11 protein-coding genes are annotated in these 14,221 nt (G+C 45.1%); 8 read left to right on the top strand and 3 right to left on the bottom strand.

Annotated elements, in window-relative coordinates:
• Positions 1-51: 51 nt before the first annotated feature.
• The 7 genes from RH949_RS15415 (at position 52) to RH949_RS15385 (ending at position 9,063) form a co-directional block, all read left to right on the top strand.
• A complete protein-coding gene (locus RH949_RS15415; protein ID WP_006103397.1) occupies positions 52-1,404 on the top strand; it encodes an MFS transporter in 1,353 nt (450 codons plus the stop codon).
• Positions 1,405-1,731: 327 nt separating this feature from the next.
• Complete coding sequence (locus RH949_RS15410; RefSeq protein ID WP_006103353.1) at positions 1,732-1,998, top strand: UPF0175 family protein; 267 nt, start codon at positions 1,732-1,734, stop codon at positions 1,996-1,998.
• The gene (locus RH949_RS15405; protein ID WP_006103499.1) at positions 1,995-2,465 is read left to right on the top strand and encodes a hypothetical protein; all 471 of its coding nucleotides are present in this window, start codon (positions 1,995-1,997) and stop codon (positions 2,463-2,465) included. Before RH949_RS15410 ends, RH949_RS15405 begins: the two co-directional genes overlap by 4 nt.
• An 82-nt stretch (positions 2,466-2,547) precedes the next feature.
• Positions 2,548-2,973 carry a hypothetical protein gene (locus RH949_RS15400; protein WP_006103509.1) on the top strand — a complete coding sequence of 142 codons (426 nt, stop codon included), beginning with the start codon at positions 2,548-2,550 and terminating at the stop codon, positions 2,971-2,973.
• A gap of 689 nt (positions 2,974-3,662) precedes the next feature.
• The gene (locus tag RH949_RS15395; protein ID WP_446354291.1) at positions 3,663-4,913 is read left to right on the top strand and encodes a tetratricopeptide repeat protein; all 1,251 of its coding nucleotides are present in this window, start codon (positions 3,663-3,665) and stop codon (positions 4,911-4,913) included.
• On the top strand, positions 4,901-5,992 hold the full coding sequence (locus RH949_RS15390) for a tetratricopeptide repeat protein (RefSeq protein ID WP_446354289.1): 1,092 nt from the start codon (positions 4,901-4,903) through the stop codon (positions 5,990-5,992). The genes RH949_RS15395 and RH949_RS15390 overlap by 13 nt, the downstream gene beginning before the upstream one ends.
• Positions 5,989-9,063 (top strand): tetratricopeptide repeat protein, encoded by a 3,075-nt coding sequence (locus RH949_RS15385; protein ID WP_446354287.1) that lies wholly within the window; start codon positions 5,989-5,991, stop codon positions 9,061-9,063. Before RH949_RS15390 ends, RH949_RS15385 begins: the two co-directional genes overlap by 4 nt.
• A gap of 472 nt (positions 9,064-9,535) precedes the next feature.
• Here RH949_RS15385 and RH949_RS15380 read toward each other — a convergent pair whose 3' ends face one another.
• Both RH949_RS15380 and RH949_RS15375 read right to left on the bottom strand, forming a co-directional pair.
• A complete protein-coding gene (locus RH949_RS15380) occupies positions 9,536-10,624 on the bottom strand; it encodes a hemolysin family protein (RefSeq protein WP_006103495.1) in 1,089 nt (362 codons plus the stop codon).
• A gap of 281 nt (positions 10,625-10,905) precedes the next feature.
• Complete coding sequence (locus RH949_RS15375) at positions 10,906-11,046, bottom strand: hypothetical protein (protein ID WP_044209156.1); 141 nt, start codon at positions 11,044-11,046, stop codon at positions 10,906-10,908.
• Between the two features lie 582 nt (positions 11,047-11,628).
• Between RH949_RS15375 and RH949_RS15370 the strand changes: the two genes are divergently transcribed.
• Complete coding sequence (locus RH949_RS15370) at positions 11,629-12,618, top strand: SGNH/GDSL hydrolase family protein (protein ID WP_006103389.1); 990 nt, start codon at positions 11,629-11,631, stop codon at positions 12,616-12,618.
• A gap of 119 nt (positions 12,619-12,737) precedes the next feature.
• On the opposite strand, the gene RH949_RS15365 is transcribed toward RH949_RS15370, so the two are convergent.
• Positions 12,738-13,808 (bottom strand): Gfo/Idh/MocA family protein, encoded by a 1,071-nt coding sequence (locus RH949_RS15365; protein WP_006103470.1) that lies wholly within the window; start codon positions 13,806-13,808, stop codon positions 12,738-12,740.
• Positions 13,809-14,221 lie beyond the last annotated feature (413 nt).

Here is a 14,221-nt window from a genome sequence, read left to right as displayed (position 1 = left end):
GAACAGATGATGATGAGCGATCGCCGATTGTCGTCAGACAACTGATTTGTCATGAAAAAACAACCATTAAATTTTTGGCAGCTCTGGAATATGAGCGTTGGATTCTTCGGCATTCAATTTGGCTGGGGACTCCAAATGGCAAATATGAGCGCCATTTTCGAGTATCTGGGTGCCAATGCCCATCAAATCCCGATTCTCTGGTTAGCCGCCCCCCTGACGGGATTAATCGTGCAGCCGATTATTGGCAATATGAGCGATAATACCTGGGGATCTCTGGGTAGGCGACGACCATATTTTTTAGTTGGGGCGATTTTGAGTACCCTGGCGCTGATTGCCATGCCTCATTCATCGGCATTGTGGATGGCAGCGGGATTACTCTGGATTCTAGATACCTCCGTCAACATTAGCATGGAACCGTTTCGGGCGTTTGTCGGGGATTTAGTGCCGAGAAACCAACGGACGATGGGATTTGCCATGCAGAGTCTGTTTATTGGCTTAGGCGCAGTGAGTGCGTCAGCATTACCCTGGATTTTAAATAACATCTTTCATATTCCTTCCCTCAGTAGCAATAAAGGGGCAATTCCCTTAACCGTGGAACTCTCCTTTTATATTGGTGCTGCCTTTTTCTTGGGTACGGTACTGTGGACAGTTTTATCCACAGAAGAATATCCACCCAAAAATCTAGAAGCCTTTGAGAAACAGCAAGAGAAAAAAGGCGGTGTAATTAATAGTATCCGCGAAGCCTGGATCGCGCTGCAAGAGATACCCCCGGTGATGAAACAATTAGCGTGGGTGCAATGCTTTACCTGGTTAGGAATGTTCTGTTTCTTCCTATACTTTCCCCCCGCCGTCGCCTGGAATATTTTTGGGGCGACAAACCAGCAATCATTACTTTATAACGACGGGATTGAATGGGCAGGAATTTGCATTGCTTTCTATAATGCGGTGTGTTTTGGCGTCTCGTTGTTATTACCGAGAATGGCACAAATTACTAATCGCCAAATCACCCATAGTTTTTGTCTCCTCTGCGGGGGTGCCGGGTTTATGTCGCTGATGGTGATTGACAATCAATATTGGCTATTCCTGGCGATGGTAGGCGTTGGTATTGCTTGGGCAAGTATTTTGACTCTGCCCTATTCGATGTTAATTGGCGGTTTACCTCCCAAGCGCACAGGTATTTTCATGGGCATTTTTAACTTCTTTATTGTCCTACCTCAGATTGCCGTATCCCTGGGGTTTGGTTGGGTGATGGATAACTTTCTGGATAATAATCGCCTCTTAGCCGTAGTGATTGGCGGTGTGTTTATGGTGATTGCCGCATTTTTGACCCAACGGGTGGAAACGATTCCCGCACAAGATTTACCGAAACCAGAAGTGCAGTTGTCAGAAGAAACCGCCGTTTAACCGTAGGGGCTTGGAAACCAAGCCCCTAGAACAGATATACCGTAGGGTGCGTTAGCGTAGCGTAACGCACCTTAACCAATAGATAAGGTGGTATTATTTAACTGAGAAAGGGGTCAATTCTTCGGTTTTCTGGCTATCGGTTTGAGTCAGTCAATTTGGCTCAGTACCTAGACATAAATCAAAAGCATCGCATCACCGAATCAGGGACAATGTACCCTTCCTCAGCATCTCGCAAGGCGAGTAAGACGAATGACGAATGACGAATGACGATTTGCGCCATTAACTTTAATTATCCCTACCTACTTACACCGATTAGCTAAATAGAATATGCAAATCACCATTGAAATTCCTGATGAAATTGCCCAACGACTCGACCAAACAAAGGGGAGTCTCTCCCGTCGGCTGCTAGAATTTATTATTGCTGATGCTTACCACTGTGGCAAAATAAACACGGCTGAAGTGCGTCAAATACTCCAGTTACCATCTCGTCTTGAAACTCACGCCTTTTTGAAGCGGATGGGAGTTTATCTGAACTATGACGAATCTGAATTAGAACAGGATCTTCAAACTCTTAAGGAGTTCAGATCTAAATGATTGTTGTCTCTGACACTTCTCCAATTTGTTATTTGTTGCTAATTAACCAAATTGAAATATTACCAGTCCTGTACAATGTTGTCACGATTCCTCAGACTGTTGCGGATGAACTGAGTGCGTCTGAGTCACCTCCTGTAGTGAAACGTTGGATAACTCATCCTCCCAACTGGCTTCAGATACAGCTACTCAAAACTTCTCAAGGTATTGAACTGGAAAAACTTGATCCGGGTGAACGAGAGGCAATTTTACTAGCAGAAGAACTTAAAGCTAATCTGGTTATTTTGGATGATAAAGCAGCAAGACGAATTGCGTTGAAACGCGGATTAAGAATTATTGGACTTTTGGGTATTTTGAAAGATGCTGCTAGGTCTGGCTTACTAAATTTAGAGATAACTTTTGAACAGTTGCGAGAAGTGGGCTTTTGGGTTGCACCAAGTTTGTTGGAACGATTACTGACAGATGATTAAATCTTGCTCGCTGCTAATACCCAAGTTAAATGCGTGACAGCTTAACCCGCTCTCATATAGCCTCTCGTGGTTATTACCGAGAATGGCACAAATTACCAATCGCCAAATCACCCATAGTTTTTGTCTCCTCTGCGGGGGGGCAGGGTTTATGTCACTCATGGTGATTGACAATCAATATTGGCTATTCCTATCGATGGTAGGCGTTGGTATTGCTTGGGCAAGTATTTTGACTCTGCCCTATTCGATGTTAATTGGTGGTTTACCTCCCAAGCGCACGGGCATTTTCATGGGCATTTTTAACTTCTTTATTGTCCTCCCTCAGATTGCCGTATCCCTAGGGTTTGGTTGGGTGATGGATAACTTTCTGGATAATAATCGCCTTTTCGCAGTAGTGATTGGCGGTGTATTTATGGTGATTGCGGCATTTTTGACCCAACGGGTAGAAACGATTCCCGCACAAGATTTACCGAAACCAGAAGTGCAGTTGTCAGAAGAAACAGCCGTTTAACCGTAGGGGCTTGGAAACCAAGCCCCTAGAACAGATATAAGCTGTCATGCATTTAAATTGGGTATTAGTAGCGAGCAAGATGCAAAGCCTGCGGCATGGCTTCGCTTAACGCACTACAAGGATTTCGCCATTATTGATATTAAGGTTTAAATGCCGAATAGCTTACCGTAGTGGGGTGACCCACCTAAAATGGTGAATTAGAATTGTAGGGGCGCACGGCGTGCGCCCGATTTAACGATAAATCTATTGCACAATTTTAGCTGTGCCACGCCAGTAGGGTGCGTTAGCGTAGCGTAACGCACCATTGCCACCATATACAGCAGTTTGCTCTGCTATGCGGTACATTGTCGATCCCCCTAAATCCCCCTTAAAAAGGGGGACTTTGATCTACTTATTGTACTTTATTACAGCGCAAAGCGCTGTATAGCAGTAGACACATTGATTAGGACTTTCGGCACCATTGTTCCAGACGCGCCATGGCGCGTCTCTACATAAATGATGTGTCCTAACCGCTATGGCGGTTGCTATATAATGTACCAGTGTAAGTCTTGTTTAAATTGGGTATTAGTAGCGAGCAAGATGCAAAGCCTGCGGCATGGCTTCGCTTAACGCACTACAAGAATGAGAGTCCTTTGGCTTTAATCAGTCAATTTGGCTCGTCTTTTAGCTATCTCATTTGAAGGCTATCGATGACACCCTCTCACCTATATACGGCGATTCAATCCTATGACACAGCCCTCTCTAAGCTAACAGAGGTTCAGGGTTCTCCATCCCTTGAACAGGTTTTAGCGGTGTTAAAAGCCAGAAATGCCCTCCAAAACGCTATCAAGCACCAGGGCGATGTTCTGGACTTTGGACAAAAAATTGTTGAGTTAGATACAACTCTTAAACAGCAAGCTGAACGAATCTGTAACACCATTGACTTAACCCAATGGCGGGCGAGTTTAGACCCTCCTGTAGAAGCTTGGTGGTGGCGATTAGACGCAGAAGCCCCACCTCATAAGCAAGACCGTATGGATTGGCTGTGGAAAGGGTTGACGGTGATAGGATGGACGGCAAACCTGAGTTTATTGGCAGATATTGTGACTCGGTTTGTCAGTGCTGGAACTGGATTTACAGGGATAGCGGCGGTAACGTTACCCAGTATTTTAACCTTACTCAAAGCTAAAAGTGAGTTAACGAAAGCGGGTCAAGCAGGGTTTGATAATTTGCTGAATCAGTTCCGTGTTCCCTTCTATTATCGCGAAGAAGCACGATTGGTATCAACGGGACTCCTGTTTATATTTTTGGTGGGGTTTAGGGGTTTATTGCCATTGTTTGCTGATTTTTATAATCAACAAGGAGTCAATGAGTATCGAGCCGGAGATTTGGCGAGTGCTGAAGCTAAGTATGAACAAGCCTTATCTCTGAATCCTGATAATCTCAAAGCCCATTATAATTTAGGCGTTGTTTATGAAGACCTACAGGAATTTGATAAAGCTCGCAAGCAATATCTATTTGCTGTTCAAGGCGGTTTTCTTAAGGCACAAAATAATCTTGCCCGATTGCAGATTTTGAATAAAAAGCCAGCGTTGGCAATTCCTCTATTATTTAAAGGGTTAGAACAGGCAGAGGGGGAACCGTTGGGGGTGCGCTATAATTTATTGAAAAATTTGGGCTGGGCGTTTATTGAAGATGGGCGAGAAATAGAAGCCGAATCTATTCTTCGGGGTGCGATTCAATTAGCTAAGACTCCAGAGGGATTGGAAAAAATCGACAATCGCGGGTCAGCTCATTGTTTATTGGCGCAATCCTTGCAAAAACAGCAGCGAGGGGAAGAGGCGATTGAACAATGGCAGTCCTGTTGTCAATATGGTTCTATGTTTAATTTAGATGAGGATAGGTGGTTAAGTTTAGCTCATCAAGAACTTAAGAAGGTGAATAAATTATGCGAAAACTAACCGGAAAATTAGTAATCGCGTTTATGATTGCCCTCGTTCTGGTCTTCGTGTTTTCCCGTCCAGGACAGTCCGTGAGCAGCGGTTCAAATTTAATTGTGGCGATGCAGCCTTTCGGTCAAGTAAAAATAAAGCGCTCCCGATGGCGGGAGTATAAATCTGCATCTATTGGCACATTCGTCTATAGTAATGACCGATTGTTAGTATCCTCAAATGCATCGGCTCAAGTTTTATGTCGGAATCGCAAACTGTGGCAAGTCCCCAAGGGTCGGGAGTCAATTGTCCATCAAGGGTGTGGTCGAACACCACCCAATCCAGAACCCGAAAATCTGGACTCGGCAGATAGTCGAGAGCGTAATCAATCCGGATTTCCTTATATCATTGCTCCCAGAAAAACATCAATAGTAGACACTCGACCTACTTTACAGTGGAATGCGGTTCCTGGTGTCAGTGATTATCAAGTTGAGGTTGTCGGACCACAATTATATTGGACAATCTCTACCCGTGAAACGTCAATCAAGTATTCAGGTGAAACCCCGTTACAACCGGGTTCTCATTATTGGTTAGTGGTCAAAACTGAATCGGGTGAAAGTTCTTTAAGTGAAGGGGTATTTGGATTTACGGTTCTCTCCGAGTCAGAAAAAGCTGAAATCTTATTAGCCAGGGAGGATTTACAGCAAAAACAATTGGGTGAAATTGCTGAAGTTGTCGCCTTGGCTGATTTATATCAGAGTAATAATTTAAAAGGAGCGGCAATCAATCAGTTAGAAGCCGCTATTAGGGATGAGATTGAATCAGTTGCGATTTATCGGCTTTTGGGTAAGGTTTACCAGCAGGTCGGATTAAATCGTTTAGCGAAAGACCGTTACCTGAAGGGATTAGAACTGGCTGAACAAGCTGAAGATATAGAGAGTCAAGCGGTGATTCAAGGCAATTTGTCACTCATCAATGTGATTTTAGGTGAACCAGAGGAAGGGCGACAGCAGCTAGAGATGAGCCAAAGGCTTTATCAAGAGTTAGGTGATACAGAAAAAGCCCGTCAATTTGAAGAAAAGTTTAGGAATATTTCCCCAGTATCATGAGGACAGGTGCAGTGGTTAAGTTGTGGGTAAAAGTCGTGAGTTTAATGGGAGTAACCGGAATGTTCCTGGTTACGCCTGTGCCGACAAGGTGGGAAACTAGCCGGGTTCTGGGACAAGAAGCAACTGAATTAAGGCTCTCTCAAAGGTCGAGAACTGAGGAAACAAGTTCAGTTGAGGAGGCTCAATTAGAAGAAGCCTCTCAACTGAATCAGCAAGTGATAGAACTATATGAGCAAGGAAAGTATGATGAAGCAATTCCCTTAGCAAAAAGAGCGTTGGCAATTCGTCAACAGGTACTGGGACAAGAACATCTTGACGTAGCTGACAGTCTGAATAATTTAGCTTTTTTATACAAAAGTCAGGGAAGGTATTCAGAAGCCGAACCTCTCTATCAACAGGCGTTGCATATGAGAAAGAAGCTGTTGGGTGATGAACATCCCGATGTAGCACAAAGTCTGAATAATTTAGCTCTTCTTTACGAAAGTCAGGGAAGGTATGGGGAAGCCGAACTTTTATACCAACAGGCTTTGGATATGTGGAAGAAGCTGTTGGGCGATGAACATCCATACGTGGCTTTCAGTCTGAATAATTTAGCTCTTCTTTACGAAAGTCAGGGAAGGTATGGGGAAGCCGAACTTTTATACCAACAAGCTTTGCAGATGAAAAAGAAGCTGTTGGGTGATGAACATCCCTCTGTAGCTACCAGTTTGAATAATTTAGCTTTTCTATACCAGAGTCAGGGAAGGTATGGGGAAGCCGAACCTTTATACCAACAAGCGTTGCAGATGACAAAGAAGCTGTTGGGCGATGAACATCCATCTGTGGCTACCAGTTTGAATAATTTAGCGGGTCTATACCAGAGTCAGGGAAGGTATGGGGAAGCCGAACCTTTATACCAACAGGCTTTGGATATGTGGAAGAAGCTGTTGGGTGATGAACATCCCGATGTGGCGACCAGTCTGAATAATTTAGCTCTTCTTTACGTTCGTCAGGGAAGGTTAAAAGAAGCCGAACCTTTATACCAGCAGGCGTTGCAGATGACAAAGAAGCTGTTGGGCGATGAACATCCATACGTGGCTTTCAGTCTGAATAATTTAGCTTCTCTTTACTCAAGTCAGGGCAGGTTAAAAGAAGCTGAACCTTTATTCCAACAGGCGTTGCAGATGAGAAAGAAGCTGTTGGGTAATGAACATCCCGATGTGGCGACCAGTCTGAATAATTTAGCTATTTTATACGAGAGACAGGGAAGGTTAAAAGAAGCTGAACCTTTATACCAACAAGCTTTGCAGATGTTCAAGAAGCTGTTAGGTAATGAGCATCCCGATGTCGCTAGCAGTCTGAATAATTTAGCTATTTTATACTGGACGCAGAACAATACCACCGATGCTCTTAACTTCCTGGAACAGGGATTAGAGGTTGAGGAAAAAGGTCTGGAACGTAATCTAATTGCTGGTTCAGACCAAGATAAACAAAAGTATATCGCCACGATTTCTCAAACGACAGACGCTGCAATTTCGCTACACCTGAACGAGTTACCAAAGAATAAACAAGCCGCACATCTAGCTTTAACCACTATCCTACGCCGCAAAGGTCGCATCTTGGATTTCTTTGCCAACAATCAACAACTGTTGCGCCGGAATCTGGATTCTGATAGTCAGACTTTACTCGATGAATTATCAACCACTCGCAGTCAACTCGCAAACCTTATCTACCACCAACCCCCCAACCTTTCTGCTCAAGACTATCGTAATCAACTCAGCAGTTTATCTGACAAAGCGGACAACCTAGAAGACCAGCTTTATCGTCGCAATCAAGAGTTTCGCCAAGCCAATCAACCGATTACGATTGAAGCTATTCAAAACCTGATTCCAGAGAACGCCGCCTTAGTGGAATTGGTACAGTATAAACCATACAATCCCCCATCAGAAAATAGGGAAGAGAGCTGGGGTAAGCCCAGGTATGCGGCTTACATTTTGCCAGCTCAGGGAGAAGTTCAAGCCATAGATTTGGGTGAAGTGGAGCAGATTGAATCCACACTTTATCCCTTTCGTCTCGCCCTGCGAGATTCTACAACACCCATTGACCAATTAAAACAAACTGCCCGACGGGTTGAACAGCAACTCATGCAGCCTGTGCGCGAACGTCTCGGTTCGACAAAAACGATTTTACTCTCACCCGATGGGAGTTTAAATCTGATTCCTTTTGAAGCCTTAGTCGATGAACAAAACCGCTATCTTGTCGAAAATTATTCCTTTACTTACCTAACTTCGGGACGAGACTTACTACGATTGTCTTCTGAATGGGAAGATTCCGAGCCACCTATACTAATGGGTGCGCCACTATTTGATACTGCTGGCGAAATGACCGCCATGCAGCCATCTGATAACTCCCTGAGTTCTCGTGCGATTCGAGGCTTAAATCCAGCCGAATGGGGATTACCACATTTACCCGGTACAGCCGAAGAAGTTAAAGCAATTGCTTCATTATTCAATGTTGAACCGTTCCTGGGTAAACAAGCCACCGAGGGAAGGATTAAGCAAGTCAATCGTCCCCATGTATTACATATCGCCACTCATGGTTTCTTTGAAACAGTTTTAAAGGATTCCGCCAGTAAAGAGATATTATCAGAAAATCCCTTACTCCTGTCAGGATTAGTGTTAGCGGGAGTCAAGTTAGGGCAAAGTGGTGGAGAAGATGGAGTGTTAACCGCATTAGAAGCCACAGGACTAGATTTATGGGGAACCCAATTAGTTGTCCTATCAGCCTGTGACACAGGAAATGGTGATATTACTACCGGAGAAGGAATTTATGGATTACGTCGAGCCTTTGTGATTGCTGGGGCGGAAAGTCAACTAATTAGTTTATGGAAGGTGGATGATTTAGCCACCAAAGACCTGATGATTGAATATTACCAACGCTTAAAAACTAATCCGGAAGGACGTTCAATAGCGCTACAGCAAATCAAACGGCAGATGTTGAAGGATTCTAAGTATCAGCATCCTTATTATTGGGCAAGTTTCATCTTTTCCGGCAATTGGCGTCCGATGGAATTTCCGGCGACGAGTCACTAAGATTTGAAAACGCTCTATCCACCAGTTCTGTAAATAGATCTCTTTCCCCTTAAAAAGGACAAATGACAAATGACGATTTGCGCCATTAACTTTTCGGCGTGCCTACCAAATGATGCGTCCTAACCGCTATGGCGATTGCTATAACAGGGCGGGTTTTGTTGTTCAGTTTGAGGTTTGTCTACTCATTTAATCCCTAAACCCGCCCCTACATCTTTAGGGATGCGATCGCGTTTAAGATAGTAAGCAACCTCAACCTAACTTTTCACGGGACATCACAAAACCTGAATATCGGGGCGGGTTTAGTCACATCTGGATGCAACCAAAGAGCTAGTTGTGAAACCCGCCCCTACACCTTTACACACCATATCTGACTAGAAAAAACGTTCAGTCAAAATCATTATATGCCGTGAAAAGTCAGCGAAATCGCCCTCAACCCTTTACGAATAACCAAGGACAAATGACAACTGACAACTTAGGTTCTAGAACGATTCGGAACCAGGCGATCGCTCTCATCGTAAATTTCACCCACCAGTTCCTCTAAAATGTCTTCTAATGTCACCAATCCCACCGTACCGCCGTATTCATCCACGATGATGGCAATATGAAAACGCTGTCGTAACATATCCTTGAGTAAATTCGCTACTCGATTGGTTTCTGGCACATAAATCGGTGGGTCCATCGCCGCCGTTACTGAAATATCCCCTTCTTCTGGTTGGGCGACTCTTAAATACTGAAGCGCTTTCTTCAGGTGAACGATGCCGACAATTTCATCTTTGGATTCTTCCTGAACCGGAATCCGAGAATATCCAGTTTCTAAACAAAAATTAACTAAATTTTGCAAGGTTTCCTCGTGGGAAATTGTCCGCATTTCAATTCGAGGTTTCACCACATCACGAGCGCTTAAATTATCTAACATCAATGCTTTACTCAACAATTGATGCTTATCCAAATCAAGAATGCCTTTCCCCCCTAACACCTCAATCATTAACTTCAGATCCCGTACCGATTCGCCCTCTTGGACAATCCCCCCCTGAAAAAAGCGAATCGCTGCCTGGGCAATGGTTTCCAAAAAAGAAATAATGCCAAAAAAGGATAAAAATCGCGAGAGCCAATAGATCGGGCGAACCACAGCCTGAAACACAGGCAAGACATTATTAATTGCCAAAGATTTGGGGGTAATTTCGCCAAAAATTAAGACAATAAACGTGACAATAGCTGTAGCGATTCCTAAGCCAGCATTTCCCAGCCACAAGGCAAACAGATTACTGGTGAGAATTGCTGAAAAATTATTGACTAAATTATTGCCCACCAGCAGCGTCGTAATAAAGCGCGATCGCTTCTCTAAAACCAGGCGAAAGATACCACTGGGATCACCTTGGTCTTTAATCAACGCTCTCAGTTTAAGATTATCTAATGCCGTGATTGCTGTCTCTGAACCCGAAAACATACCCGACAGCACGAACATCACAATCAATACGGCAATATCAAGCCAAACATTGCCCAAAAGAGGACCGATGTCTGACGTCGAAAGTAGATAAATCGGGATTGGTAAGGCGATCATGCTAAAATGGCGAAATTTTGGCGAAGGCTATCTTACCAAACCCTTAGGAGAAATCGGGAAGGAGGAATGGCACGAGGTAGAAGGCAGAAAGTTTTAAGTCGTCGGACAAAATAAAACAGCACTGTACTAAGTTGTGTAAACAAGCCGCAAACCCTTACAAAGGACATAGCTTGCTTCTCACTTGCTTCTCGCTTGCGCGAGTAGGACGAATGACGAGGGACGCTCAAGAGTAGGACTTGAGGTGATCCCTGTCCTACTCCTGCTGCCAAATGATTAAACAATTAACCCACATTGTAAGCCGTCTGTAATGCCCACCACAGTAGGAACGCAATACCCCCCAGAACTAACACCGTCGAAATCACGATCGCCAGAGGACTATCTGCTCCCTTAAACTTCATGATGCCACGATTTAGGTCTGACATATCCTGTTACACACTCCTATTCTGATTGAAGGGATTTCCCAACTTGAATATATCCTGCCTTGACGGTTTTGATCACACAATTTCATTTAGGGGTTGCTGAATAAGTGTTGGGGTGAGGCGAGGGAACAGGCAACAGGCAACAGGCAACAGTACCGTTGAACGAAAAATAGGGCGTTTCGGCTTTTAGAAGTTAGTTTGACCGAACCTAATTCTGTACGGTTTTTCCCCCTTGTCTTCTTTCCTTCCTTGTCCTCCTTGTCTTGTCCCAACCATAAAATAAAAAACCTACACCTGTCAGCCCCCTCGTTCCCCCCTTTTTCGATCCCCCTTCCGTCCCCCTTAAAAAGGGGGAGACTAAAGGATGCTTCGCTTTTTTTGCACGGGAGAGGGGGGCAAGAGCATCCGATCCTCCTTCTCCCCACAGTGGGAGAAGGGGTTAGGGGATGAGGGGGAAATGTTGATGAGTAGATAGACACGGTTTAAAACCTTGCCAGCATTGGTTTTCTCGCCTGTAGTTGACACGGATGGATAATATCGTACCCCTACACCCTACTCAGGCTAAATTAGGGTGAATAGTGGTCATTGTCCATCAAAGGAGAGGATTGGGTGAAAGCGTTATTAATCATTCTCGGAGTCTTGCTGGGATTGGTGGTGATCGTAGAAATTGGCTTGCGTTTATTCTTTGGCTTGGGGAAACCGCCAATTTATATAGCCGATGAGCAAATTGGCTATTTATTAGCCCCCAACCAAAAAACGACTCGCATGGGTAATCGGATTGCCATTAACGCCTATTCCATGCGGAGTGATGCGATTACAGCCGAGCGATCGCCCTCTACGCTGCGGGTTTTACTACTAGGTGATTCTATCGTGAATGGCGGCTGGTGGACCGACCAAGACGAAACCCTTTCAGCGCAGCTTGCCACTCAATTGACACCGTTCAAGTCCCAGAATGCGTTTGAGCAAATCGAAGTTCTTAACGCCTCCGCCAACTCCTGGGGACCTCGGAATGAATTGGCGTATCTGCAAAAGTTTGGCACGTTCAACGCCCAAGCTGTCGTCTTGGTGATTAATACCGATGATCTCTTTGCCACAGCCCCCACCCCGATCCCCGTGGGACGCGATCGCAATTACCCCAGTCATCGACCCCCGTTAGCCCTGATTGAGGCAATGAACCGTTTTTTGCCCTACGAATCTCCCCCCGAAATGGCGGCTGTCCGGGCGGAAAAAGGCGATCGCGTGGGGTTTAACTTAGATGCCATTGGTCACGCTTACAGGCTCTCTCAGGAGGCAGGGGCGGAGTTTCTGCTAGTCATGACCCCCCTATTACGAGAAATTGGCGAACCCGGACCCCGTGATTATGAAATCAAAGCCCGAAATCGCCTGAAAGGGTTTACCGAAGACCAGCAAATTCCCTATATCGACGGTTTACCCCTGTTCAACAACGCGCCAACCCCGGAAACCTGGTATCGGGATCACATCCATTTAAGTCCCCAGGGTAATCAGCAGGTGAGTGAAGTAATTGCGCGATCGCTTGAGCGTCATTTGTCAATAGTCAAAACCACAGACAAATGACACTAAAATAAGCTATTTGAAATCGCCGAAACCCTTGTTATACAGTAGGGTGGGTTGAGCGCAGTCGAGCGGGTTGAGCGAAGTCGAAACCCACCAGCCTTAATTCAGTACCATTCCACTTAAGACACCGCAATCATTGGAGACTTGAATTCATGAGTCTCTCGGTCTAAATGATGCCAAACTTGACCATCCAAAGCCATCTGTTCAACCAAACTGGCTAAACGCAGGGCTTTCAGCGCCTGTTCACCGCCGACAGAGGGTTGATTGCCACCCCGCACGCAGTTGACAAAATGTTCTAACTCGGCGTAAAGCGGTTCGATATTACTGGTGTAAACCTTTTCAATTAACCCATCCTGGCGATAGAGAACCTGACCATAATCCGTCTGGCAATTTGCCGTTGTCTGCCGATGAATCAGAATTTCGTTATTGAGAAAATCGGCTTCTGTGAGGGAATTTTTACAATGGGCAGCAATGCGACGGATTTTACGATGGGTCACTTTACTTGAAGTAAGCGTTGCCACAATGCCATTGGCAAAGACTAAATTAGCCGTGACATAATCTAAATACCCCGACTCCGAGGCATGGCTACCACTAGCCGTCAATTGGATCACGGGCGCATCCGCTAATTCCATCAGCAGGTCAATATCGTGGATCATTAAATCCAGAACCACAGATACATCATTGGCTCTGTGGGAATAGGGACTCATGCGATGTGCCTCTAGTGCCAGCAATTTCTCCGTCTTCAAGACTTTGCTAAGTTCTTGAAAGGCAGGATTAAACCGTTCAATGTGACCCACTTGCAGAATACATTGATACTCAGCAGCAGCGTTGACTAGGGATTCTGCCTCAGCGATACTGGCAGCAATGGGTTTTTCGATTAAGGCATGAACCCCTGATCGCAAACAGGTCATTCCCACTTCATAATGCAGTCGGGTGGGTACGGCAATACAAACCGCATCCACATAAGGGAGTAAATCGCGATAATCCTCAAAGAAGCGGACACGGTATTTACTTGCCGTGTCCAAACCCCGTTCTACGTTAATGTCTGATACGCCTACCATTTCCACGTCTTTCAAAAGACTCAAAACGCGGGCATGATGCTGTCCCATGTTACCAACGCCAATCACGCCAATTCGGATTGGCTGCGGCAGGCTACGTTGGACATGAGTATCCAGATGTCTTTGATACATGCTATCTTGCACTCTTATATGCTCCTCCACCACGGGAACTAAGTCACTTTACTTATGTTGAGCCGCCTTAAACCATCCAGATAGTACCACAGCACCTTTAAATGTGAAGAATTCCAAAGATTGCCCCAATTTGCCAGATAACGGAAGTCTTTCGGACGGCTATTCTGTTTTCATTGTGGGTTTACGGTTACTTTAGGTGTAGGTAAATGTGTCAGTTTTTGGGTTGTCCATTTTGGGCAGAGGGGAAGAGGGGGAGCTGGGGGAGATGGGGGAGATGGGGAAGCTGGGGGAGCTGGGGGAGATGAGGAAGCTGGGGGAGCTGGAGGGGCGGGTTTTACCGCTAACGTTTGCTTTGCACCCTGATATAACTAAACCTGCCCCCACCTAACCGTTCAATTATCACAAATGACAAA

The sequence above is a fragment of the Coleofasciculus sp. A1-SPW-01 genome (assembly GCF_040217205.1).
Lineage (GTDB): Bacteria > Cyanobacteriota > Cyanobacteriia > Cyanobacteriales > Coleofasciculaceae > Coleofasciculus > Coleofasciculus chthonoplastes_A.
The sequence above is the reverse complement of the archived record's forward strand: the minus strand, read 5'-3'. Positions and strand labels throughout refer to the sequence as shown.